Raw genomic sequence first — 26,437 nt, forward strand, 5'->3', positions numbered from 1 at the left:
CCCCTTTTTTATTGCAGGCCGAGACGTCACTGATGGCGCCCCGGCCCTTTATTTCCGCGAGTTCAGATGCCGGCCGCCGGCTCCGTGAGCGGCGCGCGGCGGCGCAGGCTGAGGCGATAGAGCAGGAAGATGGCGGCTGCGCCCAGCAGCGCCGGCAGCGCCAGCCAGAGGAAGAACACTTCCGGCGAACCGGCGGCGGTCATCATCCAGGCGCCGAGCATCGAGCCGACGATCGAGCCGAAACGGCCATTGGCCATGGCCCAGCTGACGCCGGTCACGCGGGCTGCGGTCGGGTAAAGGGTGGCGGAAACCAGATTCAGGCCGTTTTGCGCGCCGGCCACGCCGAAGCCGATCAGGAACACGACGGCGGCCAGCGTGTATGCGTCGCCCATCAGATACCCGGTCACGCCGATCACCAGCGCGGCGCCCAGGTAGGAGACGGCCAGCACGCGATAGGGCCCGACCCGATCCATCAGCAGCGCCATCAGGATGGCGCCCAGGGTGCCGCCGAGCGGCACCATCGCGCCGATGCGCGAGGCGTGGGCGATATCGAAACCGGCGTCTTTGAGGATCGTCGGCAGCCAACTGGTGAGCAGGTAGAACACGAACAGCGAACAGAAGAATGCCGCCCACAGCAGCAGGGTGCGCACGGCGCGCCCTTCGATAAACAGGTGCGAGATCGGCGACCTGGCCTGCGCCGGGCGCTCGTCATCGACAATGGGTCCCCCCGTCCAACGCTGGCCGGTGATACGCTCGACCACCAGGCGCAGCCGATCGGCATGTTTGGCGCTGGCGGCCATAAAGCGCACCGACTCGGGCATTTGCCAGGCCAACAGCGGCAGCAGCGCCAACGGTGCCATGCCGCCGACCAGCAGCAGGCCGCGCCAGCCGAACGCCGGGATGATCTGCCCGGCCAACAGGCCGCCCAGGGCCAGCCCGGCGGTAAAGCCGCTCCAGCTCAGGGTGACCATCAGCATGCGCCGGCGCGCCGGTGAGTACTCAGAGCTGAGGGTGATGCAGGTCGGTATCGCGCCCCCGAGGCCAATGCCGGTGATAAAGCGCAGCAGGGTCAGGGATTCGATCGAATGCGCATAGGCTGAAGCCAGGGTGCAGCCGCCAAACACCAGCACCGCGACGAGCAGCACGCGCTTGCGGCCGATAGCGTCGGCGAGCGGCCCGAACAGCAGGCTGCCGATCAGCAGACCGAACAATCCCGCACCGAAGGCGGGGGAGAGCTGCGCTGGCTGCAGGCCCCACTCTTCGCGCAGCGCCGGGGCGATATAGCCGATGATGGCGGTATCGAACCCGTCCAGCAGGGCGATGAGGAAACATAAGGTCAGGATCAGGATTTGATAAGGCGAGATCCTGGCGCGATCGATGATTTCGCTGATGCGAGCGGTATCTGGGCTCATGAGGGTTCCACTGTTATTAAGCTGTTGTGGGCTGGCTGAGGGGCCGTTCAGGCCGCTGTGGCTGGCATCGCGTAGAAACCCGAGTATACACCAGAGGGGGGGCGTTGCGGGGAGCGGGAGACGATGATCATCGCCCGCCACAGGAGGCTACTGCGGCGGGCGCTGGTGCGGTTATTTGGCCAACAGTTCCCGGCGCACGATCTCGGCGCCTGCACTTAAGGCATTCAGCTTGCCGCGGGCGACCTGACGAGGCAGAGGGGCCATGCCGCAGTTGGTCGACGGATAGAGCTTGTCGGCATCGACAAACTGCAGCGCCTTACGCAGCGTAGCGGCCACTTCTTCCGGCGTCTCGACGGCATGATTCGCTACATCAATGGCGCCGACCATCACCTTTTTACCGCGGATCAGTTCAAGCAGATCCATCGGCACGTGCGAGTTATGGCATTCCAGCGAGATAATATCGATAGTCGACGTTTGCAGCTTGGGAAACGCCTCTTCATATTGCCGCCACTCAGAGCCCAGCGTCTTTTTCCAGTCGGTATTGGCCTTAATGCCGTATCCATAGCAGATATGTACGGCCGTTTCACACTTAAGCCCTTCAACGGCTCTTTCCAGGGCGGCGATGCCCCAGTCATTCACCTCGTCAAAGAACACGTTAAATGCGGGCTCATCAAACTGAATAATGTCGACGCCGGCGGCCTCAAGCTCTTTGGCTTCCTGATTGAGGATCTTGGCGAACTCCCAGGCCAATTTCTCGCGGCTTTTATAGTGGTTGTCATAAAGCGTGTCGATCATGGTCATCGGCCCCGGCAGGGCCCATTTAATCGGCTGCTGGGTCAGCTGGCGTAAAAATTTGGCGTCTTCAACGAAAACGGGCTTTTGACGCGAGACCGCCCCCACCACGGTTGGCACGCTCGCCTCGTAGCGATTGCGGATTTTAACCACTTCGCGTTTCTCGAAATCGACGCCGCTGAGGTGTTCGATAAACGTCGTGACGAAGTGCTGGCGCGTTTGCTCGCCATCGCTGACGATATCGATGCCGGCCTGTTGTTGCTCTGCCAGCGATAGACGCAGGGCGTCTTGCTTGCCTTCGATTAATTCTTCATTTTGCAATCTCCAGGGCGACCACAGGGTTTCCGGTTGGGCCAGCCAGACCGGTTTGGGTAAGCTGCCGGCGGTCGATGTGGGGAGCAATATTTTCATGATAGGTGACCTGTATTTAAGTGAATCAAAGCGCGTAGTGAGCAGACCATTGCTCAAGAATAGGCTTGTAGGGTTTGATAAATTGCTCTTCCGTAAATTTCCCCTGCTCAATCGCCAACTGGCTACGCTCTTCTCGATCGTAAACAATCTTGGTTAATGAATGATCCTGGTTATTCAGGCTTGGCTGATAGCATTGCCCCGCCGCCGAGTTGGCATTGTAAATTTCAGGCCGATAGATTTTTTGGAAGGTCTCCATCGTGCTGATGGTGCCAATCAGCTCCAGATCGGTGTAATCGCTCAGCAAATCCCCGGGGAAATAAAACGCCAGGGGCGCGACACTATTTTTCGGCATGAAGTAGCGCACCTGCAGGCCCATTTTTTTAAAATACCGGTCGGTCAGCGAAGCGCCGTCTTGCCGATACTCGTCGCCCAAGACCGGGTGTTGATTGCCCGTCCGATGATAGGTGTCTTTGCTGGACACGCTGAGGCAGATCACCGGCGGTTTGCTGAAATTCTCATGGTATTCGTTTGAATTGACGAAGTGCTTAAAGATATTGCCGTGCAAATCGCCGAAATCATCCGGAATGGTAAATTCCGCCGTGTTTTTATTGTGCGCCGGCAGCAAGACGCTAAAGTCGTAATCGCGCACGTAAGAGGAGAAATTGTTCCCGACGATGCCCTCGATACGCGTTTGCGTTTTTTTATCAAGGATGTTGGTTTTCAGGATTTCTATTACCGGGAAGCTGGCGCTGTGATCTTCAATGCGCATCTCAACCGAAATGATTTCAAGCTCGACCGCATAGCGATCGGCCTTGGGGTTATCCCAATGCGCCAACGAATTGAAGCGGTTGTTAATCATCACCAGCGTGTTGCGCAGGTTCTCCCGGCGGTTTTCCCCTCTGGCCAAATTGGCGAAGTTGGTGGTGATACGCGTATTTTCAGAAGGGTTATAATCTTCATTGAAAGAACTGCTCTTAATCGTAAAGGTAAAGTCTCTATTCATCGTCTTATAGCATCCTGTTATATGATATGAAGGCTGGGTTTATCCATTTATTTCAATGGCTTGTTTTTATATTTTTTCGTTCAGCCGATTTCATATTGTCTGTCGTTAATGAGGTCTATTTTTGCCAGAGTCCCGGTGGGAGTGAAAGAGACTTAATTTCATTACCACATGAGCCACATTCATGATCTGGGGTTCAGGTGGGTTTGCCGCCGTTGCCCTGCGGTGCAGCCGCCCGGCAAGCTGGTGCAGCCTGAAAAATTACGGGTATAATCCCCCCATGACCCCAAGGCTTCAGACACGAACATGACAAAACTCACCTTACAAGAGCAGATGCTCAAAGCGGGCTTGGTAACCAGCAAGAAAATGGCCAAAGTCCAGAGAACGGCTAAAAAATCACGCGTTCAGGCGCGCGAGGCCAGAGAGGCGGTGGAAGAGAATAAAAAGGCGCAGCTTGAGCGCGATAAGCAACTGAGCGAGCAGCAAAAGCAGGCAGCGCTGTCCAAAGAATACAAGGCGCAGGTGAAGCAGCTGATCGAGATGAACCGCATCGTCCTGGCGAAAGGCGATATCGGTTTCAACTTCACCGACGGTAACCTGATCAAAAAAATCCTGGTGGATAAAGCGACCCAGACGCAGCTGATCAATGGCCGCCTCGCCATTGCCCGCTTGGTTGTCGAGAGCCGCGAAGAGTGTGAATACGCGATTATCCCCGCGAGCGTCGCCGATAAAATCGCGCAGCGTGATGCGGCCAGCATAGTGCTGCACAGCGCGCTGAGTCAGGAAGAGCAGGATGAAGACGATCCGTACGCCGACTTTAAAGTGCCCGACGATTTGATGTGGTAAGCCGCGTTCAGAACGGCGCGGCGTGACGAGCGGCTATCCGCTCTCCGCTGATGGGGTGCACAAAGTCCAGCTCGCTGGCGTGCAGCATCAGCCGCGGCGTCTGTTCGGCACCCGGCAGCAGGCGCCCGCCATACAGATCGCAACCTAAAATAGGATGGCCCAATTGCCGGCTGTGAATACGCAGCTGGTGGGTGCGTCCGGTCTCCGGGGTGAGCTGCACCCGCGTCAGCGGCAGCGAGATCCCGCCTTCCATTTCACGATAAAAACGTTCGACGACCCGATAGCGGGAGCGGGCGGGCTTGCCGTGGAGGGCGCAAATCGACATCAGCGGGAACAACGCCGGATCTTTGGCGATCGCCGCGTCTATTACCCCTTCGTTATCCGCCAGATGGCCGCAGAGCAGCGCGCTGTACACTTTGCCGACGGTGCGTTCGCTGAACTGCCGACAGAGCGCGGCGTTGACGGCCTTGTTGCGGGCCACCACCATCAAACCGGACGTGCCGAAATCCAGGCGGTGCGCCAGGGCGCAGCCGGGGAACCTCTGTACCAGCCGGTGGTGTACCGAATCGAGATTCTGCGGATTCTTGCCCGAGAGGCTGAGCAGCCCGGCCGGCTTATTGATCAGCGCCAGATGATCGTCCTGATAGAGGATCTCTATCTGGTCATGGCATGGCGGGGCGATAAAGGTATCGGTGATCGTAGACATCGGGCGGCCGGCTGGAGGGTGGGTGCGGATGATAGCGAATTTTTCGCCGATGGGCGAATGCGGTTTTCGCTACGCTGCGCCTCATGCCCGTTGGCACCCGATGCGGCAAAGCATCGGGTGCCACGGTTAAAGCCCCGGCGCGCTACTGCCCGTAGTAGGCGTGTTGGCCGTGTTTGCGCAGGTAGTGTTTGTCCAACAGTTCGCGCTGCATGCTGTGAATGCCCGGCGTCAGCTGGCGCGAGAAAATGCCCATGTAGGCAATTTCTTCCAGCACCACCGCATTATGCACCGCATTGTGGGCGTCTTTGCCCCAGGCGAAGGGGCCGTGGGCGTTGACCAGTACCGCCGGGATCGCGTTGGGATTGATATCGCGCCGGCGGAAGGTTTCGATAATCACGTTGCCGGTTTCCAGTTCGTAATCGTGCTCAATTTCATCCTGGGTCATCAGGCGAGTGCAGGGGATCGCGCCATAAAAGTAGTCGGCGTGGGTGGTTCCCCAGGCGGGGATATCCAGCCCGGCCTGCGCCCAGATGGTGGCGTGGCGCGAATGGGTGTGCACGATGCCGCCGATATCGGCGAATTCGCGGTACAGCGCCAGATGGGTGGCGGTGTCCGACGACGGTTTTTTTACCCCCTCGACGGTGCGGCCGCTGGCCAGATCGACCACCACCATATCCTCCGCCGTCATATGCTCGTATTCAACGCCGGAAGGCTTGATCACCACCAGGCCGCGTTCGCGATCCACCGCGCTGACGTTGCCCCAGGTAAAGGTCACCAGCTTATGGCGCGGCAGATCGAGATTGGCCTCCAGCACCTGTTGTTTTAACTGAGTCAGCATGTCATGCCCCCTTGTTGCATTTTCTGTTCGATCCAGCGGCGGGCCTGAACGATCTCGGCCACCGGCTCCTCGGCTTTTTCGGTCCACATCTCAATCAGGAATGCGCCGCGGTAATTGAGGCGCTGCAGCGTGCGAAACACCTCGACGAAGTCGACGCAGCCTTCGCCAAACGGCACGTCGCGGAATTGTCCCGGCGAAACGGCGGTGACCGGGTAGGTGTCTTTCAGGTGAATGGCGGCGATGCGATCGATGCCCAGCTCCAGCTCGCGCGGCACGTCATTGCCCCAGGCGCTGAGGTTGCCGACGTCCGGATATACCGTGAACCACGGCGAGGCCAGCAGGGCGTCCCAGGCTTTCCATTTACCGATCGAGTTCATAAAGGCGGTATCCATAATTTCCACCGCCAGCATCACCTGGGCGGCGGCGGCACGCTCTACCGCCCACTGCATGCCTTCGCTAAAGCGCGCCAGCGTCCCCTCGTCCTGTTCTTCGTAATACACGTCGTAGCCGGCCAGCTGGATGGTGCGGATACCAACGTCTTTGGCCAGCTGAATGGCCTGTTCCATCACGTCGAAGGCGCGCTGGCGCAGCGCCGGATCGTGGCTGCCAAACGGAAAGCGCCGGTGGCCGGAGAGGCACATCGACGGGATGCGGATGCCGGTTTCCAGCACGGCTTCCACCAGCGCCAAGCGCTGCGCCTTGCTCCAGCTCAGGCGCGCCAGGCGTTCATCGCTTTCGTCCACCGACATTTCGACGAAGTCGAAGCCGCAGGCCTTGGCCAGCGCCAGGCGCTCGGGCCAGCTCAGGTGTTTCGGCAGTGCTTTCTCGTAGATTCCCAACGGGTGCTGACGCATATCATGATCTCCAGATGTCATCGATGGCGGCGCGGAACTGCCTGGCGGCCGCCGGCGGATCGCCGGCCTCGGCCAGCGCGCGGCCGGCGATAAAGGCGGTGACGGCGATCTCTTTAAACAGCGGCAGGTCGGCGGGCGTGATGCCGCCGGTCACCGACAGCGCGATGCCCAGATCGGACAGCGCCTTCATCCGATCCAGATCCTGTCGGCCCCAGGTTTGCCCGCTGGCCTGCGCGTCGCGGCCGCGGTGATAGATCGCCTGGCGAATGCCAAGGCCGTGCCATTGCCGCGCATCCTCCAATGTCCAGCGGCCGAACAGTTCGATCTGGATTTCGCCGCCGTGACGCTCGGCGACCTCCCGCGCGCTGGCCATGGTGGCCAACGGCGCGGCGCAGATCACGGTCATCCAGTCCGCGCCCTGGCCGAAGGCCTGCTCGGCCAGCGTCGCACCGGCGTCGGCCACCTTGAGATCGGCCACCAGCGTGTGCTGCGGACAGCGCTCGCGCAGCGCGCTAACCGCCTGAATGCCGGCGCTGATGCACAAAATGGTACCGGCCTCGATGATGTCCACATGGGGGCTGAGGGTCTCGGCGGTGCGCAGCGCCGTATCCAAACGGGTTTGATCGAGCGCCAGCTGCAGGCGCGGTTTCGTGCTCATGGGGCCTCCTTGTTGGCGGGCTGCAGATGTTGCAATGCAGCAATCAGCGCCTGATAACGTTGGTGTTTGTGGTCGTAAGCTTCGGCGGCGGCCGCATCAGGCAGCAGCCGCTCGATACGCGGCGCCAGCCGGCGCTGGGCGGCGGTGAAATCGCTGAAGACGCCGCTGCCGACCATGGCCGCCATCGCCGCGCCCAGACAGCCGGTTTCTTCCACCTGCGGCAGCTCAACCGGCAGGCCGCTGACGTCGGCGAACATTTGCATCCAGGGGAGGGATTTGGCGGGGCCGCCGGTCACGCGCAGCGCCTGCGCCTCAGGGAAACGCCGGCGCATGCGGTTAAGGTGCGTCATGTGGCAGAACACCACGCCTTCGTAGATCGCCTGCACCAGGTGCTCGCGCTGGTGGAAGGCCTGCAGGCCGTAGAAGCTGGCGCTCAGCCCCAGGCCGGCGTTGGAGCCATACAGGAAAGGGGCGAACAGCAGATCGCCGGCGGCTTTCGGCAGGGCGGCGACCCAGCGGTTAAGCTGGTCGTAGTCCTGCAGCCCCCATTGGTGACAGAACCATTCCAGGTTGGCGGCGGAAGTGGGGCTGGCTTCGTGCACGATGTATTGGCCGTTTTCGGCGTGGCGGCCATAGACAAAGGGATGATCGAAACCCTCGACGATGGCGTCGGTGATGCCGCTGGTGACCGACCAGGTCCCCATCACCGCGTTGAGCCGGGTTTCGTCCTGCAGGCCGGCGCACAGCGCGGTGGACACCACGTCGAACAACCCGCCGACCACCGGGGTGCCGATTTGCAGGCCGGTAATGGCCGCGGCGTTTGCCGCGACGCGTCCGGCGATGTCGGCCGAACCGACAATCGTCGGCAGGGCGGGCATGATGTCGCCGATGCCCAGCAGCTGCGCCAGCGCCGGGTCATAGCGTCCACTGCGCATCTGATACAGGTTGGATTCGGAGATATTGGTTTCTTCGCAGGCCAGCTCGCCGGTCAGGCAATAGCGCAGGTAGTCGTGCGCCATCAGCACGCTGCCGATGCGGGCGTAACGTTCAGGCTGATGCCGCTTCAGCCAGCGCAGCAGCGAGACCGGGTGCCCGGTCCACAGCGTTTGGCGCGTTTGCGGATACAGCGCCTGCGGCACGCCCTGCCGTTGCCATTCCTGCACCAGCGCCAGCGCGCGCTGATCGGAAGAGAGCATGGCGTTGCCCAGCGGCTGCCCCTGTTTATCCAGCAGAAACGCGCCCTTGCCCTGCGCCGAGATGCCGATGGCCTGGATGGCGCCGGCGGCGACGCCGCTGGCGGACAGCACTTCACGGATCACGTCGGCGGCGGTGCGCCACAGCGATGCCATATCGCGCTCGGCCCAGCCGGGCTGCGGCGCGACGATCGCCAGATTGCGCCGCGCAACGCCGTGTTCATGGCCCCTGCGGTCGTATAAACCCGCCTTGATGAAGGTGCCGCCGCAGTCGAGCCCCAGCCAATATTCCATCATTCGCTCCTCGTACTGTGGTCGCATTTATTGGGCAGCATCAACGCCAGCACGGAGGCGATCGCCAACGAGGCAGCCAGGCTGTAGACACCGACATCCTTGTTGAACAGGCTGATCAGGACGCCGACCATATACGGGCCGCAAAAGCCGCCGAGGTTGCCCAGCGCATTGATCACGCCGCGCGCGCCGCCGGCCACTTCGGCGTTGAACAATTTGGGCGGGATGGTCCAGAACACCCCGGCCGCCGCCTGAATAAATACGCCGCAGCCGACCAGCGCAGCGTAAGACCACCAGACGTGATCCTTCAGCAGCACCGACAGCGCCATGCAGGCGGCAAAGCAGGCCAGCGGCAGGGCGACGAAGACTTTGCGCTTACCGGTGCGATCGGAGAGGGTGGAGATGATCAGCATGCCGAAGATGGCGCCGATATAGGGCAAGATAGCCAGCAGGCCCACTTGTTCCATATCGCCGTGGGTCAGCTCTTTCAAAATGGTCGGCAGCCACAGGGTGTAGCCGTAGATACCGGTCTGGTAGAAAAAATTCACCAGGATCAGCTGCCACATGATCCGGTCGCCGAGCACCCGGCGCAGCGAGGCGTTGCGCACCGTTTTTCCTTTGATCAGCAGCTGTTCGTCGTGCAGGGTCTTTACCAGATACTCTTTTTCCGCCTGCGAGATCCATTTGGCCTCCTGGGGCCGGTTGCTGATGGTGAAGTACCACAGCGCCATGACGACCAGCGACAGAGCGCCCTCCACCAGAAACAGCATGCGCCAGTCCCAGGCGGTGATGATCCAACCCGACAGCGGGGCGGTGAGAATGCCGGCGATCGGCACGAACATGATGACGATGGCGTTGGCGCGGCCGCGCTCCTTATCCGGGAACCAGTTACTGATCATGGTCAGCACCACCGGCAGCATGCCGCCTTCGGAAACGCCGAGGGCGAAGCGCAGGAACAGCAGCTGGTACTGGTTGGTGACCAGCCCGGTCAGCACCGAGATCACCGCCCAGGCCAACAGTGACCAGCCGATGAATTTCTTGCCGTTGCCGTATACCGCCAGCTTGCCGCCGGGCACCTGCAGAAACAGGTAACCGATGAAGAAGATGCCGCCGGCCAGCCCGGCCATCGAGGCGGTGATGCCGAGTTCGTCATCCATGCCGCCGGGCATGGCGAAGGCGATGTTGACCCGGTCCATGTAAGAAATGATGCAGGTGATGAGGATCGGCGGCACGATCCTCAGCCAGCGGAGCTTGGGGATCGCCTGGCTTTGGCTGACGGAAACGGAGGCTGTATTCATAAGGACCTCTTTCGATGTTCGCTTTTTTGTAGGGTCGGGCGTTATTGTTTTGCTTGATTTGGGCGCAGGGGCGCCCGCACAGGCCCATGGACCGGTGTTGTTATCGTTACGGTGTGGCGGCTATCAGGCGCTAAACGACGCCAGCGGTATTTTCACCACCACCTTGCGTATCGCGCTGGGGCGTTGGTTAATGCAGGCCGGGCGATGCACGTCCTGTGGGAAAAATACCGCGAAGTTGCCGGGCCGCATCGTGAGCCAGGATTCGTCGGCCACGTCCTGATAAAACAGGATGTCGCGCTGCGCCAGCAGCTCCTGATGAACGACGTTGTCGCCGTTGTCCGCCGCTACGCCGATAAGTTCGGTGCCGCTGACCAGAAACTGCACGTCGACGTTTTGCCGGTGGACTTCCGGGCGCAGCGCATCCGGTGGTTGGGTATGCAGATCCAGCACTTGCACCACGTAGCCGGTGGCGGGATCTTCATAGCGCCCTGCGGGCAAGACGCTGAAATCGGTGCGCTGCAAATAGGCGACGGCGTTGGCGACCGGCGTCGGGTACTGCTCGGGCGCGGTGTTGGCGATGTGGCCGAATATCATGATGCTCCTCCCGTTACAGCGCCTGAATGCGCGCCCAGACTCGTTCGTCGACCGGAATGCCGTCGCGCAGGTTTTCTGCCAGAATGCGCGGGAACTTGTGGCTCGGCAGGCGAATGGCGACGTCGGGGTTGTCCCGTTCGGCGCTGGTGACGTAATCCATGATGCGCTGCAGTTTTTGATCGCGGCTGTCGCCGTCGATCAACCGGTCGATCTCAATCGCGATGAACACCTGCGAGACGCCGTACTCGTCGCGGTGATCCTCCGTCACTTCCGCCACCGAGGCGCCGCCGGACAGCAGGGTGGCGATCATGTCCAGCACGATCGACAGCGCCGATCCCTTCCAATACCCCATCGGCAGAATGCGCCGATTCTCTTCGATGATGGCCGGATCGCGGGTCAGGCGGCCGTCGTTGTCGAAGCCGCCGTCCACCGGCAGGGTTTTACCCGCCAGCCGGTTCAGCTCCAGCGCGCCGTAGGAAAACATCGACATCGACATGTCCACCATGGTGATCGGGTTGCCGGGCACGGCGACGATCAAAGGGTTGGTACCGATACGGCACGTTTTGGCGCCCCACGGCGGCATCACGGCGATCGAGTTGGTCCAGCAAATGCCGATATAGCCTTTCTCCGCCGCCTGCCAGCCGTAACCGCCGCCGCGCATCCAGTGGTTGGCGTTGCGCAGCGCCACCAGGCCGATGCCATGATCGTCGGCCAACTGCATGGCGCGATCCATCATGCGGCGGGCGGTAAGGTTGCCGATGCCCTGGTGCGCATCCCATTGCTCGATCGCCCCCAGAGACAACAGTTTGCTGGGTTCGGCGTCCGGCACGATATCGCCGGCGTCCAACTGCTGAATAAAGCGCGGAAAGCGGTTAACGCCGTGGGAGTAAACGCCGCTGGCGGTGGTGTCGGCGAACATGCCGGCGCAGTCGTCGGCGAGATGTTCCGCCACGCCGCGCGCCAGCAGCACGCGTTTGAATTGCTGTTTTAACTCGCTGTAACTCACTCTCATGCCGGTTCTCCGCCTGTGCGAATCGTCTGTTTTTGGTTCGCTAAATTTCAATATGCGAAATTGCATTTCAAATAAATGCTATCCCGGCGGTTCAGGGAAGTCAAAGCAAGGGGGAGTAAAATTATTCATGAAAAACATGACGTTAAAATTGAGTGGTGATTTTGTGATCGCCGCCACGTTTTGGTGGGGATGGCGTGCTTCAGACGTGACAAAGCAGGGCGGATCGAAACCCACCCTGCGTCTTGCAAGACCCCGGCTAACCGCGAGTGTTCAGCACCATGCGGTAGAGCGAGGTGGTGGCGGTGATATAGAGCTCATCGCCGTTCGGGCCGCCGAAGGTACAATTGGAGACGCGTTCCGGCACGCTGATTTTGTCGATCTGTCGCCCCTCAGGATCAAAGACCAGCACGCCGTCGGCGCAGCTGCAAAACAGATTGCCGGCCCGATCGACGCAGAACCCGTCTGGGAAACCGGGCTCCACCGTCGCGAAATGGCGGCCGGCTTCCAGCTCGCGGCCGTTGACCGCATAGACGCGCAGCTCGCGGCGGCCCAGCGTCGGGAAATCCACGATCGACATGTCCGCCACATACAGCCACTTTTCATCCGGTGAAAACGCCAGGCCGTTCGGGCGCTGCAGGTCGCAGGCGGCAATAGTTAGCGAACCGTCGCGCGGATCGAAGCTGTAGAGGTAACAGCCGATCACCTGGCTTTCCGATTTGTAACCCTCTTCGTCGCCGATGATGCCGTAGGGCGGATCGGTGAACCACAGGGTGCCGTCGGAACGCACCGCCACGTCGTTCGGCGAGTTAAAGCGCTTGCCGTCGACGCGGTCGATCAACAGGCGCACTTCGCCATCGCTTTCGGTGCGGCTGATGCCGCGCCGCCCGTGTTCGCAGCTGACCACGCGCCCCTCGCCGTCGCGCGCATTGCCGTTGGCGTAGTGCGACGGTGAACGGTATAGGGCCAGCTCACCCCGGCGCGACCAGCGGAACATGCGGTTGCCTTTCACGTCGCTGAACACCACCGTATCCTCCTGCGGCAGCCAGACCGGCCCTTCGGCCCAAATCGCCGGTGAGCACAAGCGCTCGAGCTGAGCGTGCGTGCGCAATGAATGCCGAATGCCGCCGTTCACTTCACGCCCCAGATCGCTTTGTAATGGCCCTGATAATCATTTTGCGGGTCATACAGGTTATTGGCGCCGCCGTCGGCGGCGATATTGTCGCGTGTCACCAGGTGCGCCGGCGTGACGTAGCCGGAAGGCGGCTGCTTGGCGAAGGCGCGGTTGAATTCGTCCAGCAGTTGCCAACCGTGCAGTTTCAAGGGCTCCGGCACCGTCGCCGACTGGCTGTCGCCTGACCGGATACGCTGGTAAGCGGAGATCGAACCGTCGCCGGCCGACACGTTGTAAGGCGCGTTCTTGCCGCCTTTGCCGGCAGTCTTCAGCGCCGGAGCCATAAAGTCGAAGTACAGATCGTTGATCGCCAGCGCATATTGGAATTTGTCGCCGTACTTCTGCAGCAGGCTGAAGGTCATCGCCGGCATGCGGTTGGCGGTATCGGCCAGCGGCGTGTCGATGAATTCCAGCAGCGTGCAGCCGCTGCATTTGGCGATCTCTTCTTTCATGACGTTGGCCTTGTCCAACGCGATTTGGTACAGCGAGTCGGTGAAGATCAAGACGCTCGCCTTGCCGCCGGACTGCACCACCGCGTATTGCGCGGCGATGCGCGCCACTTCGTTGGAATCCGACGTGACGTTATAGAACACGTTGTATTTGGCGATGGGGCCCGGTTCCGGCACCGCGTGCCAGGCGGTCAGCACGATGCCCTGCTGTACGGCCTTTTTCAGCGGGATCTTGGCGACGTTAGGGTTCCAGCCGCCGATCACAATGCCGTCCGGTTTCTGGGCGATGGCCTGATTGAGCGATGCCAGCTGATCTTTCACCGAGCCGCCGCCGTCGAGCGTTTCCAGCCTCCAGCCGGCGGCTTTCGCCGCTTCGCTCAACCCCTGTTGCACCCCTTGCACGCCGCCGTTCTTCATGTCGGAGGCGATAAAAATGATCTTCTTGTTGGCCTGCAGCTGCGGGCCGCTGGTGGGGCCGTCCCACTGGGTGGCGCTGGCGGTGGCCTTCGCGACGGCGGCGGTGGCCTGATCGAGATAGGCGTCGGCCCAGGCCGGCGATGCGGCGAGCAGCAAGGTCGTGAACCCCGGTAACAGCCAAATGCGTTTCATGGTGTGCTCCTGGTTTAAGGGTGGGTCGCTGTCTGATTGTTGTTGTTGTCAGCCGGCGTCGCCTGGCTGCGTTGTACCGCTTTCTGATTGAGCAGCCGACGGCGTTGGGCATAGCCGGCCAGGGTGATCGACAGCAACAGCGTCGCGCCGTTGAACAGCGGCTCGACCCAGAATTCGCCGCCGAACTGCTGAATGCCGGCGATGCCGATTGCCAGAATGGCGATGCCGACCACGGTGCCCCAGACGTTGACGCGCCCTGGGCGAATGGTGGTGCTGCCGAGGAAGGCGCCGACCAGCGCCGGCAGCAGATAGTCCATGCCGACGCTGGCCTGGCCGACGCCCTGTTCGGCGGCGATCAATACGCCGCTGAAACCGGTGAGCACGCTGGAGGCGATGAAGGCGCCGATGGTAAAGCGATTGACCGAGATGCCGTTCAGACGCGCCGCCGCCGGGTTGCCGCCCACCGCATACATGCAGCGGCCGAGCGGGGTATGTTCGGTGATGAGCCAGAGCACCACCGCGACGATCAGCACGTAAAACGCCACGATCGGAATGCCGGCGATCTCGGTGTGGTGCAGCGCGATAAAGGCATCCGGCAAGTCGCCGACGATCTGCCGCCCGCCGGAGTGCCACAGGGCAATGGCGTACAGTACGGTGCCGGAGCCGAGGGTGGCGACGAAGCTGTCGATATCGGCCAGTGCCACCAGAATGCCGTTCAGCAACCCGTACAGCGCCGAAATCGCCAGCACCGTCAGCACCGCCATCTGCCAGGAGAAGCCGTATTCCACCTGCAGCGTGATCGCCAGGATGTGCCACAGCACAATGCCGAAGCCGACGTTAAGATCGATCTTGCCCACGATCATCGGGATGGTCGCCGCCAGCGCCAACAGGGCGATTTTGGCCTTGCTCGACAGGATCGCCTGCAGCGTCAGCATCGATGCGAAGGAGGGGGTGAGCAGTGAGAACAGCACGACCAGCGCGATGCACAGCAGCAGCAGGCCATAGCGGGTGAGAACCTGCATCAGCCACGGGCCGGCGCCGTCCTGCGCCAGGCTGACGCGCTGCTCCAGCGCGGTTGATTTAACGGATGTTTTAGACATGGCCTACCTCGGATTCTGACGTGATTGCGACGCTTTCCCCGGTGCTGGCGGAGGCCAGCTCCAATAAATTGGCGAATGACACCTGTTGATTTTTCAATTCGCCGACCACTTTCCCACGGTTGAATACCAGCGCGCGGTTGCAAATATGGGCGATCTCCTCGAAATCGTTGGAGATCACCAGCACCGCCACGCCTTCCGCCAGGGATTTATTCAACAGGTGGTAGATTTCCGCTCGCGCGCCGACGTCCACGCCGGCGGTGGGATCTTCCAGGATCAGCAGCGGCGCCCCCAGGTGCATCCAGCGCGCCATCACCACCTTTTGCTGGTTGCCGCCGGACAGCGCGCTGATATCGATATTGACGTCCTTGGGGCGTACGTCGAACAGCTGCACCTTCCACCAACTGGCGCCGATCTCCGCTCGCCGCCCGTAGCGGGAGAGCAGCCGGTGGCCGCTGGCGCAGGGGTTGATAAACAGGTTTTCACGCACGCTCATCGACATCACCAGGCTTTCACCGGTGCGATCGCCCGCCACCAGTGAAACGCCGCAGGCCATCGCCTGCTGCGGGGAGCTCGCCAGATAGGGCCGATCGCGAAACTGAATCGCGCCGCCGTCGGCCTGACGCAACCCGAACAGCAGCCGGCCAATCTCTTCTTGCCCGGCCCCGCGCAGGCCGGCCAACGCCAGCATCTCGCCCGGCTGCAACTCGAAGCTCACCGGGCCGATGTCGCCCACCGTGACGCTATCGAGCTGCAGCACCGGCGGACGATGCTCCGGCAGCGGTTCGCGCTGATCGTCCGCCATCGCTTCGCCGACGATGGTTTGCACCAGATCGCGCAGCGAGTAGTCGGCGGTGCGGCCGCCGGCGACATAGCGCCCGTCGCGCATCACGCAGACCCGATCGGCGATTTCGATCACTTCGTCCAGACGGTGGGTGACATAAATCATGCCGACCTTTTTGGCGCGCAGCCGGTTGATCACGGCGAACAGATGACGCACGTCGTTGGCGGGCAGGGAGGCGGTCGGTTCATCCAGCACCAGCAGCTCGGCGTTGACCGCCACCGCGCGGGCGATCGCCAGCAGCGATTTTTCGGTGCGAGACAGTTCGAAGACGCGCGCATCGGGATCGAGCGCGATGCCGACGTCTTGCAGCGCCTGCACCGCCCGGCGGCGAATGGCGCGCCAGTCGATCAACCCAAAGCGGCGGGGAAACCCCATCACCAGCGCCATGTTTTCCGCCACCGTCATCCATTCGATCAGGCCGAGATCCTGATGAATAAAGGCGATCGGCTGGCGGCTGGCGCTTTTTATCGCGGCGGCGGAGGCGATGCTTGCGCCCTGAAAGCGAATATCGCCGCCGTCACGCGGGTAGACGCCCGCCAGCACTTTGATCAGCGTCGATTTGCCGGCGCCGTTTTCGCCCAGCAGCGCCAGAACCTCGCCCGGCATCACCTGCAGGCTGACGTCGTTGACCGCCACGTTGCCGCCAAATCGTTTGACGATGTGGCTGAGGGTAAGGATGGGCTGTGCCGCATTATCGATAGTCATGTGATGCGCCCCTGGTGTTGCGCCCGTGCGAAGATGCCGGGCAAATCAGCTAAACCGCTGGTGAGTATCTGGCCTTTAAATTTCAACATGCGAAATTCAATTTCAAAAATAATATGACGTTCGTTGCGCTAAATCAAAGGCGATGAGGTTTTAATTACTGTTATTAAACAATGGGTTATTTTTTACTTTGCGGAAGTGTGACCGATGGCTCACTTCAATGCGGGGGAAATATTGCGGATTTTTGGCCCGCTGCGGACAATGAAACGGCGTTCCGTCTTCACCTGATGCGGGCCTTGGGGTAACATGCCCGGCAAAGAGCCTGCTGACTTCGCCGCAGCGCCGGTTGGCGGTTCGACACTGGAGAGATTTTCGCTATGAGTCTGAAAGCCGTCGACGAGAAAGATGACAAGAAAGACAAACCGCTGGGCAGCCAAAGCCTGTTCCGCGGTTTGCAGTTGATTGAGATCCTGAGCAATTTTCCCAACGGGTGCCCACTGGCGCATCTGTCTGAGCTGGCCGGCATGAACAAGAGCACGGTGCATCGTCTGCTGCAGGGGTTGCACACCAGCGGCTATGTGACCCAGGCGCCGTCGCCGGGCAGTTACCGCCTGACCACCAAGTTCATTTCCATCGGCCAGAAGGCGCTGTCGTCACTCAACATCATCCACGTGGCTGCGCCGCATTTGGAGCAGCTGAACCTGGAAGTGGGGGAGACGGTCAACTTCTCCAGCCGCGAAGACGACCACGTCATCCTGATCTACAAGCTGGAGCCGACCACCGGCATGATGCGCACTCGCGCCTATATCGGCCAGCATATGCCGCTGTACTGTTCGGCGATGGGTAAAATCTTCATGGCCTACGGCAACGACGATTATCCGGCTCACTACTGGCAGACTCACCAGCAGGAGATTCAGACGCTGACGCGCAATACCATTACCGAGCTGCCGAAGATGTATGAGGAACTGGCCGATATTCGCCAGCGCGGCTTGGCGATGGATCGCGAGGAAAACGAGCTGGGGGTCTCCTGCGTGGCGGCACCGGTGTTCGATATTCAACAGCGCGTGCCTTATGCGGTGTCAGTTTCTCTGCCGACCGCCAAGCTGCAGCAGATCGGCGTCAAAAGCCTGATCAAACCGGTGCTGGCCACCGCGCAACGCATCTCGCAGGAGCTGGGGTTCGTCACGCCGATTTGAGTATTAGTTCTGCTGATGCTGGATTAGAAACATCAATTTCACCTAATGATCGCTTCCTCGTATGATGCGCGTGTTGACCGATACGCGCCCGCGTCCGGCGCCTTTTATCATTCGAGGAATTTCCCATGTTAGCCGTCTTCCTGCAGGGTTTTGCCCTGAGCGCCGCCATGATCCTGCCGCTGGGCCCGCAGAACGTATTCGTGATGAATCAGGGCATTCGCCGTCAGTACCATTTGATGATCGCCTCATTGTGCGCACTGAGCGATATCATGCTGATTTGCGCCGGTATTTTCGGCGGCAGCGCGTTGCTGACCCGTTCGCCGTTGCTGCTGGCGCTGGTGACCTGGGGCGGGGTGGCGTTTCTGCTGTGGTACGGCTGGGGCGCGTTCCGTTCAGCCTTCAGTCCGCAACCGGCGCAGGCTGCGGCGCAAGAGCTGGCGCAGAGCCGCTGGCGCATCGTGGTCACCATGCTGGCGGTCACCTGGCTGAATCCGCACGTCTATCTGGACACTTTCGTGGTGCTCGGCAGCCTGGGCGGACAGCTGACGGCGGATGTGCGCTCCTGGTTCGCTCTTGGCGCGGTCAGCGCGTCGGCGGTGTGGTTCTTCGGCCTGGCGCTGCTGGCCTCCTGGCTGGCGCCGTGGCTGAACACCCAGCGAGCGCAGCGCATCATCAATGCGCTGGTCGGGCTGGTGATGTGGGGCATCGCGCTGCAGCTGGCCTGGCAGGGGGCAAATTTATAAGAATTTGTCACTAATCCGAATTCAAAACGCCGTGCGATATGCTACGTTTGATGCCAGGAATCCGGCGGTTCTCGCAGGGAAAAGCCGGCGATCAGAGACAGCCTGTCATTAAGGAGACACTGTGAAGCTAAAAGCATTGGCTATGGCCGCAATGGTCGGATTAGGGACGCTACCGATGGCGCTGCAGGCGGCTGAATTGCCTGAAGGGCCGCACGTCGTCACCTCCGGCACCGCCAGCGTGGACGCCACGCCGGATATCGCCACCCTGGCGATCGAGGTGAGCGTTTCCTCCAAAGACGCCGCCCAGGCGAAGAAGCAGGTAGACGAGCGCGTGGCGCAGTACTTTGATTTCCTGCAGAAAAACAACATCGAGAAGAAAGACATCAGCGCCGCCAACCTGCGCACTCAGCCGGAATACGACTACCTGAAAACCGGCGAGTCGGTGCTGAAGGGCTACCGGGCGGTGCGCCAGGTGCAGGTCACCCTGCGCCAGTTGGACAAGCTGAACGAGTTGCTGGACGGCGCGCTGAAATCCGGCCTGAACGAGATCCGCGCGGTGGAGCTGGGCGTCGCCAAGCCGGACGTGTATCGCGAGCAGGCGCGGCAAAAAGCGATCGAGAACGCGACTCAGCAGGCGGAATCCCTGGCCAAAGGCTTCCACGCCAAGCTGGGGCCGGTGTACAGCATTCGCTACCGGGTCGCCAACTACCAGCCGATGCCGGTGGCGCGGATGTATAAGGCGGCCGGCGCGGCGGCGGAAAACGACGCGGCGCAAACCTATGAACAGCAAAGCATTCACTTCGACGATCAGGTGGATGTGGTGTTTGAGCTGCAGCGTAACGCCGCGCAGTAAGGGTGTGGTATTGAAGAAAAGGTTCGCCGCGGCGAACCTTTTTTCGTTTTAATCCTGGCGCAATACCTGGTGACCGTGCTCCAGCAACGCGTCGGTCACTTTACGCATCATGCGGCTTTCCGGCGCGAAGCGGTGCCAGTACAGCATGCGGCGCTGGTACAGCCCCGGCGTCAGATCGATCAGTTCACCGGATGCCAGCTCCTTTTCGATCTGCAGATGCGGGATCATGCAGCAGGTGGTGCCCTGACGCGCCAGCTGCACGAAGGCTTCCGATGAGTTCACGATGTGGCAGGGCACGCTGCCCGGCGACAGATCGAAGTTCTGCTGCAGGAATGCCTGGTGCATGTCGTCGAGATGGTCGAAGGCCACCGCCGGCGCTTTCAGCAGCGCGGAGCGGGTGACGCCGTTCGGGAAATAGCGCTCGGCGAAGCCGCTGGAGGCCACAAACAGGTAGTCCAGCGCCCCCAGCCGATCCACCAGGCAGCTCGGCAGCGGCTGCGGCTGAATACTCACCGCGCCCACCACTTCACCGCGGCGCAGCCGCTCCTGGGTGCGGGTTTCATCTTCCACCTGCAGATTCAGGCGAATGGGGGAGTCCGCCAGCACCGGCTTCAGCGCCGGCAGCAGCCAGGTCGCCAGACTGTCGGCGTTGACCGCCAGCGACAGCAGCAGCGGCGTATCGACTCCGGTGTCGTTGCCCAGCCACTCTTCTTCCAGCAGCTCCACCTGATGCAGCAGCGCCAGCAGCTTTTGCCCCTGTTCGGTCGGGCGCGGCGGCACGGTACGAACCAGCAGCGGTTGGCCGAACAGGTTTTCCAGCTGTTTGATGCGTTGGGATACCGCCGATTGCGTGATACAGAGTTTTTGCGCGGCGCGCTCGAAGCCGCGCTCACGGATCACCGCGTCCAGCGCTTGCAGCGTACGATAGTCTGGGCGTTTCATCGGAAAGATATCCCTTAAATTAGAATGATACCGGCACTATGCCACATTTTACGCATGGCGCAGGTGGAAAAATCACGCCCCCAGCTCGCCGCCAGGCGGGTAAAAATGCGGGCTGCGGTAAATAAGTGTGATCCTGCCAGCGTGAAAAACAGCGTTTTACCCTATAATACGCACACGTTTTCGTACAGAGGCAAGGGACATATTATGACGCAGGATGAACTGAAAAAAGCGGTGGGCTGGGCGGCGCTGGAATACGTGACGCCGGGCACCATCGTCGGGGTCGGCACCGGCTCTACCGCCGCCCACTTTATTGACGCGCTGGGCTCCATCAAGCACCAGATCGAAGGCGCGGTGTCCAGCTCCGATGCCTCCACCGCCAAGCTGAAAAGCCTCGGCATCCACGTGTTCGACAGCAACGAAGTGGACTCGCTCGATATCTACGTGGACGGCGCGGACGAAATCAACGGCCATATGCAGATGATCAAGGGCGGCGGCGCGGCGCTGACGCGCGAGAAGATCATTGCCGCCATCGCCAAGAAATTTATCTGTATCGTCGACGCCAGCAAGCAGGTGGACGTGCTGGGCAAATTCCCGCTGCCGGTGGAAGTGATCCCGATGGCTCGCTCTTACGTGGCGCGTGAGCTGGTGAAACTCGGCGGCCTGCCGGAGTATCGCCAGAACGTGGTGACCGACAACGGCAACGTGATCCTCGATGTGCATAACCTGAGCATTACCGACGCCGTGGCGCTGGAGAACAAGATCAACGGCATCGCCGGCGTGGTGACCGTGGGGCTGTTCGCCAACCGTGGCGCGGACGTGGCGCTGGTCGGCACCCCGGAAGGCGTGAAAGTGGTCAAATAAGCTTCTGCCGTTTGTGGCCCGGCGGTGCCGGGCCGCATAATTCTTCGGTTAAAATATCTTTTCTGAAAAACGGCAAATTTGGTGACTTATGTCACATTGTGAAAACTGACTCCCCAAAGCTTCTGCCGAAAACTTTCCCTATGGCATTTTCTGCCGTAAACCGCCATCGACGCTGCGCCTTGTCCTGCCAAGCAGGCAATCGTTTGTATTGCCGCCCGCGTTATTTTTGTTATGTTGGATGGGAGCTGTGTCGTCACAGCCGCTTCTGAAGTCTGAACATAGGGTCGGGTAAATGGCAAAAGTATCATTGGAGAAAGACAGGATTAAATTCCTGTTGGTGGAAGGGGTTCATCAGAGCACGGTCGATAATTTGCGTGCCGCCGGTTATACCAACATCGAATACCACAAGGGTGCGTTAGACACCGAATCGTTGAAGGCATCCATCCGCGATGCACACTTCGTCGGCATCCGATCGCGTACGCATCTGACTGAAGAGGTGTTCGCCGCCGCAGAAAAACTGGTGGCGGTGGGCTGCTTCTGCATCGGCACCAACCAGGTTGATCTGAAAGCGGCGACCAAACGCGGTATTCCGGTCTTCAACGCCCCCTTCTCCAATACCCGATCCGTGGCCGAAATGGTGCTGGGCGAGCTGCTGTTGATGCTGCGCGGCATTCCGGCCGCCAACGCCAAGGCGCACCGCGGCGTGTGGCACAAACTGGCCGTGGGCTCCTATGAGGCGCGCGGCAAAAAGCTGGGCATCATCGGCTACGGCCATATCGGTACCCAACTGGGCATTCTGGCCGAAGGGCTGGGCATGAAGGTGTTCTTCTACGACATCGAGAACAAGCTGCCGCTGGGCAATGCGCAGCAGGTGCGCCATCTGTCCGATCTGCTCAATATGAGCGACGTGGTGACGCTGCACGTGCCGGAAACGCCATCGACCAAAAATATGATGGGGGCGGAAGAGCTGGCGCTGATGAAACCGGGCGCCATTCTGATCAACGCCTCGCGCGGCACCGTGGTGGATATTCCCGCGCTGTGCGACGCGCTGGCCAGCAATCACCTGGCGGGCGCGGCGATCGACGTCTTCCCGGAAGAGCCTGCGACCAACAGCGATCCGTTCAATTCGCCGCTGTGTGAGTTCGACAACGTGCTGCTGACGCCGCACATCGGCGGTTCCACTCAGGAAGCGCAGGAGAACATCGGCGACGAAGTGGCCGGCAAGCTGGCGAAATACTCCGACAACGGATCGACTCTGTCCGCCGTCAACTTCCCGGAAGTGTCGCTGCCGGCGCATGGCCCGAACGCCAGCCGCCTGCTGCACATCCACGAAAACCGTCCGGGCGTGCTGACGCAGATTAACCAGATCTTTGCCGAAGAGGGGGTTAACATCGCCGCACAGTATTTGCAAACCGGGCCGGAAATCGGCTATGTGGTGATCGACATCGAAGCGGAAACCGCGCGCGCCGACGCCGCGCTGCAGCGTATGAAAGCCATCGACGGCACCATCCGCGCCCGCCTGCTGTTCTGATTCGGCGGCATGCCGCAACGAAAAAGGCCGGAGCGATCCGGCCTTTTGCTATTTTGGCTCATGCCATGCCCAGCTGCAGAGCGGGGTGAGGATTTCCGGCAGCGGGATATCCCAGTGTTCGGTCGGCAGATGTTCCACCTGCTGGCAATCATGAGCCAGGCCGATGGGATAGGGGCCGCCGCTGCGCCAGTTTTGCAGGGTGCGATCGTAAAAGCCGCCGCCCATGCCCAGACGCTGCCCGGTATGATCGAACGCCACCAGCGGTGTCAGCACCACTTCCAGTTCACCCAGCGGCAACACCTTGCGCACATCGAGGCGCGGTTCGAGAATATTGAAGCGATTGCGCACCAGCGGCGTTTCCGGCGCATAGCGCAGGAACAGCAGGTGGCCCGGGCTGAACGGATGCAGCACCGGTAGGTAAACCCGTTTGCCGAGCGTCCACAGCCGCTCGATCAGCGGCCCGGTATCGAGTTCGCCGTCAAACGACAAAAACACCGCGATGCTGTGCGCCGCCTGAATGCGTTCATGCGTGACGAGGCGTTCGGCTATCTTTTCTGCGGCAAAGCGTTGCTGGCCCGGCGTAAGCTCGCGCCGACGTTGGCGAATGAGTTGACGAATGGTTTGGCGCTGCTGCGCGAATTGGGGTTGAAAAGGCATCGTATCAGGCTTGCTCTGTGTGGTGTTCAGCACACATAAACCGCTGAGAAGGGGAATCTCCGAGATGCCGTCGCAGGCTGTAACCCTTGAACCCATGGTTCAAGGTGAACGTGCCGTCGCAATCTTAAGGCTTCTCGGCGCACCGAGCGTGCTCACCGATCGCGGAGCAACACATTCTGTTTGTACTAAATATCGGCTCAGGGGACTGGCCCGCTGGCGAACATCTCAGAGAAATTTTGTACTCGTTGCTGAAAACTGTGATTTCAACAACTTAAGTTATTCGAATTGTGCATCCTGACGTTCAGAGATGCGACCTTGTTCAAGCAGCGCTTGTTCAATGGTCTGCTGCAGCATCCGTATGCGTTGTTCCATATTGGACGCGTAGTCACGGGTTTTCAACCGTTCTTGAGCAAGTTCGTGACAGACGTTCAATGCCGCGATGAAAACCAGTTGCTCAGTATTGGAGACTCTAGTGCGAACTTTAAGATCTTGCAACCGTTGGTTAAGATCGTCCGCCGCCATATTCAACGCATCTTGTTGTTCTGGCGGGCAATTGACTCTTAACGAGCGGCCAAAAATTTGAATATCTACCGGTTGTGCAGACATGCCACCTTCCTGCCTAAATTTCGCGCCAGCCTTGTCCGCCCTGGCCGGGCCGTCAAAGCGGGCGCCACTATATATACCTCGGTACCAAGATACAACCCCTTTTTCAGTACCTGGTTGTAATCTACTGTGGCGCACATTGCCAGTCAAAAAAGGGTTTCAAAATGCGTATTTACCGCACTTTCGTCACCCGCCGGCGCAGTGTGAAACCTGCCACATCGCGATTATAACTAGCCACTGAGGTGTCGCGCTTATCTGGTATAGCGACGGACCTTGGTGGTAGCATAACACGAACTTATCCTGCCAACGATGACGAATGCGCATGTCTATACAGAATACATTTCCAAGTTACCAATCTTTAACCGTGGCCCTCAACCAGCAGTCGGTGGCGCTGACCGCGGCAGAAATGCACGGCCTGATCAGCGGCCTGCTGTGTGGCGGCAGCCGTGACGCCGGCTGGCAGGCGCTGGTGCACGATCTGACCAACGAAGGTGTCGCCTTCCCACAGGCGCTCAGCCAACCGTTGCAGCAGCTGTATGAAGCGACGCGTGACACGCTGGAAGATGACGAGTTCCTGTTCCAACTGATGCTGCCTGAAGGGGAGATCGTCAGCGTGTTCGATCGCGCCGACGCGCTGGCCGGTTGGGTCAACCACTTCCTGCTCGGTCTGGGCATGATGCAGCCGAAGCTGGCCCAGGTGAAAGACGAAGTCGGTGAAGCGATCGACGATCTGCGCAACATCGCGCAACTGGGCTACGACGAAGACGAAGATCAGGAAGAATTGGAACAGTCGTTGGAAGAAGTGGCGGAGTATGTGCGGGTCGCCGCCATCATGTGCCACGGCGAATTCACCCGTCACAAGCCGACGGCGCCGGAAAATATCAAACCGACGCTGCACTAAACGTTCTATCGCCCCTCCGCCGGCGGTGCGGATGGCATGATTTCAGGAGAAGGTAATGACTCAGCAGGAATTCAACAACCGCCGCCAGGCGCTGTTGGCGAAAATGGCGCCGGCCAGCGCGGCGGTTATTTTCTCTGCGCCGGAAACGACGCGCAGTGCAGATTCAGACTATCCCTACCGGCAGAACAGCGATTTTTGGTACCTGACCGGCTTCAATGAGCCGGAAGCGGTGCTGGTGCTGATTAAAAGCGACGAAACGCACAACCACAGCGTGTTGTTCAACCGGGTGCGCGATTTGACGGCGGAAATCTGGTTTGGCCGCCGCCTGGGGCAAGACGCCGCACCGGCAAAGCTGGGCGTGGATCGCGCGCTGCCGTTCGATGAAATCAATGACCAACTGCACCTGCTGCTCAACGGCCTGGATACGGTCTACCACGCGCAGGGCGAATACGCCTATGCCGATCAGATCCTGTTCGGCGCGTTGGACAAGCTGCGCAAGGGGTTCCGCCAGAATCTGCAGGCGCCTGCCACCGTGACCGACTGGCGGCCGTGGCTGCACGACATGCGCCTGTTCAAATCGCCGGAAGAGCTGGCGGTGATGCGCCGCGCCGGTGAGATCAGCGCGTTGGCGCATACCCGCGCGATGGAAAAATGCCGCCCGGGCATGTTCGAATATCAGCTGGAAGCGGAAATTCATCATGAGTTCACCCGCCTCGGCGCTCGCTACCCGTCTTACAACACCATTGTCGGCAGCGGCGAAAACGGCTGCATCCTGCACTACACCGAGAACGAGAGCCAGATGCGCGACGGCGATCTGGTGCTGATCGACGCGGGCTGCGAGTTCCAGGGGTATGCCGGCGACATCACCCGCACCTTCCCGGTCAACGGCAAGTTCAGCCGGCCGCAGCGCGCGGTGTACGATATCGTGCTGGCGTCGCTGCAGCGTGCGCTGGAGCTGTTTAAGCCCGGCACCAGCATCCGCGAAGTCAACGACGAAGTGGTGCGCATCATGGTGGTCGGGCTGGTGGAGCTGGGCGTATTGAAAGGTGAAGTCGATCAATTGATCGCCGAGCAGGCTCACCGTCAGTTCTTTATGCACGGGTTGAGCCACTGGTTGGGCCTGGACGTGCACGACGTCGGCCACTATGGCACGCCGAGCCGCGATCGGCTGCTGGAGCCGGGCATGGTGCTGACCGTGGAGCCGGGGCTGTATATCGCGCCGGATGCGGACGTGCCGGAGGAATACCGCGGCATCGGCATCCGCATCGAGGACGACATCGTGATCACCGCCGACGGCAATGAAAACCTGACCGCCACCGTGGTGAAAGACGCCGATGCCATCGAGGCCTTGATGGCGGCGGCAAGGTCGTAGC

General features: G+C 60.7%; 26 protein-coding genes and 1 other RNA gene. 8 read left to right on the forward strand and 19 right to left on the reverse strand.

The window, feature by feature from the left end; translation table 11 throughout:
* Nucleotides 1-62: 62 nt before the first annotated feature.
* The 3 genes from WFM45_RS17160 to WFM45_RS17170 all read right to left on the reverse strand — a co-directional run bounded on the left by WFM45_RS17160 (nucleotide 63) and on the right by WFM45_RS17170 (nucleotide 3,618).
* Nucleotides 63-1,412, reverse strand: a complete 1,350-nt coding sequence (locus tag WFM45_RS17160; RefSeq protein WP_336956543.1) for an MFS transporter — start codon at nucleotides 1,410-1,412, stop codon at nucleotides 63-65.
* A 171-nt stretch (nucleotides 1,413-1,583) separates the two neighbouring features.
* Entirely contained in the window at nucleotides 1,584-2,615 is a 1,032-nt protein-coding gene (locus WFM45_RS17165) for a methionine synthase (RefSeq protein WP_085337114.1), read from the reverse strand.
* A gap of 25 nt (nucleotides 2,616-2,640) precedes the next feature.
* A complete protein-coding gene (locus tag WFM45_RS17170) occupies nucleotides 2,641-3,618 on the reverse strand; it encodes a DUF1852 domain-containing protein (RefSeq protein WP_049277091.1) in 978 nt (325 codons plus the stop codon).
* 303 nt (nucleotides 3,619-3,921) lie between these two features.
* On the opposite strand from WFM45_RS17170, the gene WFM45_RS17175 reads away from it, so the two are divergent.
* Complete coding sequence (locus WFM45_RS17175; RefSeq protein WP_004931599.1) at nucleotides 3,922-4,461, forward strand: DUF2058 domain-containing protein; 540 nt, start codon at nucleotides 3,922-3,924, stop codon at nucleotides 4,459-4,461.
* 7 nt (nucleotides 4,462-4,468) lie between these two features.
* Here WFM45_RS17175 and WFM45_RS17180 read toward each other — a convergent pair whose 3' ends face one another.
* The 12 genes from WFM45_RS17180 to WFM45_RS17235 all read right to left on the reverse strand — a co-directional run bounded on the left by WFM45_RS17180 (nucleotide 4,469) and on the right by WFM45_RS17235 (nucleotide 16,780).
* Nucleotides 4,469-5,167: an RluA family pseudouridine synthase gene (locus WFM45_RS17180; protein ID WP_336956546.1), complete on the reverse strand. Its 699-nt coding sequence runs from the start codon at nucleotides 5,165-5,167 to the stop codon at nucleotides 4,469-4,471.
* Between the two features lie 142 nt (nucleotides 5,168-5,309).
* Nucleotides 5,310-6,005, reverse strand: coding sequence for an L-ribulose-5-phosphate 4-epimerase (gene araD / locus WFM45_RS17185; RefSeq protein ID WP_079452420.1), 696 nt, complete (start codon nucleotides 6,003-6,005; stop codon nucleotides 5,310-5,312).
* Nucleotides 5,999-6,859, reverse strand: coding sequence for an L-ribulose-5-phosphate 3-epimerase (locus WFM45_RS17190; RefSeq protein WP_082997448.1), 861 nt, complete (start codon nucleotides 6,857-6,859; stop codon nucleotides 5,999-6,001). The genes araD and WFM45_RS17190 overlap by 7 nt, the downstream gene beginning before the upstream one ends.
* Before the next feature lies 1 nt (nucleotide 6,860).
* Nucleotides 6,861-7,517 carry a 3-keto-L-gulonate-6-phosphate decarboxylase UlaD gene (ulaD, locus tag WFM45_RS17195; RefSeq protein WP_336956549.1) on the reverse strand — a complete coding sequence of 219 codons (657 nt, stop codon included), beginning with the start codon at nucleotides 7,515-7,517 and terminating at the stop codon, nucleotides 6,861-6,863.
* Complete coding sequence (locus tag WFM45_RS17200) at nucleotides 7,514-9,004, reverse strand: FGGY-family carbohydrate kinase (RefSeq protein WP_336956685.1); 1,491 nt, start codon at nucleotides 9,002-9,004, stop codon at nucleotides 7,514-7,516. The genes ulaD and WFM45_RS17200 overlap by 4 nt, the downstream gene beginning before the upstream one ends.
* The gene (locus WFM45_RS17205) at nucleotides 9,004-10,299 is read right to left on the reverse strand and encodes an MFS transporter (protein WP_033632141.1); all 1,296 of its coding nucleotides are present in this window, start codon (nucleotides 10,297-10,299) and stop codon (nucleotides 9,004-9,006) included. Before WFM45_RS17205 ends, WFM45_RS17200 begins: the two co-directional genes overlap by 1 nt.
* Before the next feature lie 123 nt (nucleotides 10,300-10,422).
* The gene (locus WFM45_RS17210; protein ID WP_016930018.1) at nucleotides 10,423-10,893 is read right to left on the reverse strand and encodes a YhcH/YjgK/YiaL family protein; all 471 of its coding nucleotides are present in this window, start codon (nucleotides 10,891-10,893) and stop codon (nucleotides 10,423-10,425) included.
* A gap of 13 nt (nucleotides 10,894-10,906) precedes the next feature.
* The gene (gene yiaK / locus WFM45_RS17215; RefSeq protein ID WP_336956551.1) at nucleotides 10,907-11,905 is read right to left on the reverse strand and encodes a 3-dehydro-L-gulonate 2-dehydrogenase; all 999 of its coding nucleotides are present in this window, start codon (nucleotides 11,903-11,905) and stop codon (nucleotides 10,907-10,909) included.
* Between the two features lie 256 nt (nucleotides 11,906-12,161).
* A complete protein-coding gene (locus WFM45_RS17220) occupies nucleotides 12,162-13,037 on the reverse strand; it encodes an SMP-30/gluconolactonase/LRE family protein (protein ID WP_174435778.1) in 876 nt (291 codons plus the stop codon).
* The gene (locus tag WFM45_RS17225) at nucleotides 13,034-14,134 is read right to left on the reverse strand and encodes an ABC transporter substrate-binding protein (protein WP_033632144.1); all 1,101 of its coding nucleotides are present in this window, start codon (nucleotides 14,132-14,134) and stop codon (nucleotides 13,034-13,036) included. The genes WFM45_RS17220 and WFM45_RS17225 overlap by 4 nt, the downstream gene beginning before the upstream one ends.
* A 14-nt stretch (nucleotides 14,135-14,148) precedes the next feature.
* Nucleotides 14,149-15,234 (reverse strand): ABC transporter permease, encoded by a 1,086-nt coding sequence (locus tag WFM45_RS17230; protein WP_103086245.1) that lies wholly within the window; start codon nucleotides 15,232-15,234, stop codon nucleotides 14,149-14,151.
* Nucleotides 15,227-16,780: a sugar ABC transporter ATP-binding protein gene (locus tag WFM45_RS17235; RefSeq protein WP_085337108.1), complete on the reverse strand. Its 1,554-nt coding sequence runs from the start codon at nucleotides 16,778-16,780 to the stop codon at nucleotides 15,227-15,229. Before WFM45_RS17235 ends, WFM45_RS17230 begins: the two co-directional genes overlap by 8 nt.
* 374 nt (nucleotides 16,781-17,154) lie before the next feature.
* Here WFM45_RS17235 and WFM45_RS17240 point away from each other — a divergent pair, with 374 nt between their 5' ends.
* The 3 genes from WFM45_RS17240 (at nucleotide 17,155) to WFM45_RS17250 (ending at nucleotide 19,569) form a co-directional block, all read left to right on the forward strand.
* Nucleotides 17,155-17,973, forward strand: coding sequence for an IclR family transcriptional regulator (locus WFM45_RS17240; RefSeq protein WP_033632146.1), 819 nt, complete (start codon nucleotides 17,155-17,157; stop codon nucleotides 17,971-17,973).
* A 125-nt stretch (nucleotides 17,974-18,098) separates the two neighbouring features.
* On the forward strand, nucleotides 18,099-18,716 hold the full coding sequence (gene argO, locus WFM45_RS17245) for an arginine exporter ArgO (protein WP_336956555.1): 618 nt from the start codon (nucleotides 18,099-18,101) through the stop codon (nucleotides 18,714-18,716).
* A gap of 121 nt (nucleotides 18,717-18,837) precedes the next feature.
* Nucleotides 18,838-19,569 carry an oxidative stress defense protein gene (locus tag WFM45_RS17250; RefSeq protein WP_031300626.1) on the forward strand — a complete coding sequence of 244 codons (732 nt, stop codon included), beginning with the start codon at nucleotides 18,838-18,840 and terminating at the stop codon, nucleotides 19,567-19,569.
* A 48-nt stretch (nucleotides 19,570-19,617) separates the two neighbouring features.
* Here the strand turns inward: WFM45_RS17250 and WFM45_RS17255 are convergent, their stop codons facing one another.
* Complete coding sequence (locus tag WFM45_RS17255) at nucleotides 19,618-20,511, reverse strand: LysR family transcriptional regulator ArgP (protein WP_004931613.1); 894 nt, start codon at nucleotides 20,509-20,511, stop codon at nucleotides 19,618-19,620.
* Between the two features lie 204 nt (nucleotides 20,512-20,715).
* Between WFM45_RS17255 and rpiA the strand changes: the two genes are divergently transcribed.
* Both rpiA and serA read left to right on the forward strand, forming a co-directional pair.
* Nucleotides 20,716-21,372: a ribose-5-phosphate isomerase RpiA gene (gene rpiA / locus WFM45_RS17260; RefSeq protein WP_004931614.1), complete on the forward strand. Its 657-nt coding sequence runs from the start codon at nucleotides 20,716-20,718 to the stop codon at nucleotides 21,370-21,372.
* A gap of 292 nt (nucleotides 21,373-21,664) precedes the next feature.
* Nucleotides 21,665-22,903, forward strand: a complete 1,239-nt coding sequence (gene serA / locus WFM45_RS17265) for a phosphoglycerate dehydrogenase (RefSeq protein WP_004931617.1) — start codon at nucleotides 21,665-21,667, stop codon at nucleotides 22,901-22,903.
* Nucleotides 22,904-22,951: 48 nt separating this feature from the next.
* Here the strand turns inward: serA and WFM45_RS17270 are convergent, their stop codons facing one another.
* The 3 genes from WFM45_RS17270 to zapA all read right to left on the reverse strand — a co-directional run bounded on the left by WFM45_RS17270 (nucleotide 22,952) and on the right by zapA (nucleotide 24,166).
* Nucleotides 22,952-23,560, reverse strand: a complete 609-nt coding sequence (locus WFM45_RS17270) for a 5-formyltetrahydrofolate cyclo-ligase (protein ID WP_033632150.1) — start codon at nucleotides 23,558-23,560, stop codon at nucleotides 22,952-22,954.
* A gap of 52 nt (nucleotides 23,561-23,612) precedes the next feature.
* Nucleotides 23,613-23,795, reverse strand: a non-coding RNA gene (ssrS, locus tag WFM45_RS17275) — 6S RNA.
* Between the two features lie 41 nt (nucleotides 23,796-23,836).
* On the reverse strand, nucleotides 23,837-24,166 hold the full coding sequence (gene zapA / locus WFM45_RS17280) for a cell division protein ZapA (protein ID WP_004931621.1): 330 nt from the start codon (nucleotides 24,164-24,166) through the stop codon (nucleotides 23,837-23,839).
* 319 nt (nucleotides 24,167-24,485) lie between these two features.
* Between zapA and WFM45_RS17285 the strand changes: the two genes are divergently transcribed.
* Together WFM45_RS17285 and pepP are read left to right on the forward strand one after the other, a co-directional pair.
* Entirely contained in the window at nucleotides 24,486-25,064 is a 579-nt protein-coding gene (locus WFM45_RS17285) for a YecA/YgfB family protein (RefSeq protein ID WP_004931622.1), read from the forward strand.
* A 55-nt stretch (nucleotides 25,065-25,119) separates the two neighbouring features.
* Complete coding sequence (gene pepP / locus WFM45_RS17290) at nucleotides 25,120-26,436, forward strand: Xaa-Pro aminopeptidase (RefSeq protein ID WP_076741298.1); 1,317 nt, start codon at nucleotides 25,120-25,122, stop codon at nucleotides 26,434-26,436.
* The last annotated feature ends 1 nt before the right edge of the window (nucleotide 26,437 follow it).

The sequence above is a fragment of the Serratia sp. KG1D genome (assembly GCF_037150675.1).
In the GTDB taxonomy this organism is placed as follows: domain Bacteria; phylum Pseudomonadota; class Gammaproteobacteria; order Enterobacterales; family Enterobacteriaceae; genus Serratia; species Serratia nematodiphila.